The sequence below is a fragment of the Methanosarcina spelaei genome (assembly GCF_002287235.1).
GTDB lineage: Archaea > Halobacteriota > Methanosarcinia > Methanosarcinales > Methanosarcinaceae > Methanosarcina > Methanosarcina spelaei.
The window spans coordinates 1-441 of the sequence record NZ_LMVP01000411.1 but is presented as its reverse complement, the minus strand read 5'-3'; the positions used below and the strand labels follow the sequence as shown (position 1 = coordinate 441).

Sequence of the window (441 nt, the reverse complement as noted above, 5' to 3'; positions counted from 1 at the left end):
AGACAGATCTGAAGTCTGAATGCAGCACTTTGAGAGATTTCTCGATCAAGAATTTCTCTTATCTGAGCAGCTTTTTTCCGAACATTTGGAGAAAGACTTGCCATAATCTGATCAACAGTCTTACCTGAAGAGATTCCTGATAAGATCATTCTACCATTTTTGCCAAAAATGTCTGTCAGCACATTCTTCAGGTTTAACATTTCAGATGAGAGAATTGAGTGAGCTTTATTTTTTAGATCTGTTCTTTTTTGTACAAGTGTTAGCCGAAGTCGAACATATGATCTAAAATCTCTATGATCATTTGGAAAAACTCTTGAAGGCTGAATCATACTATTAAGTGCAAGTTGTGCAATGACTTCTGAGTCTATCTTATCTGTTTTTTTATGGGTAAATACCTTCATATCTCGAGCATTTCCAACTATTACAGGTAGATGCTTTATC

The 441-nt window shown here is 35.1% G+C and carries 1 protein-coding gene; it reads right to left on the bottom strand.

All coding sequences use genetic code 11. The annotated features are described in order from the left end of the window. A partial coding sequence (locus tag ASJ81_RS15405; protein WP_141241766.1) for an IS110 family transposase occupies positions 1–441 on the bottom strand: 441 nt, incomplete at both ends.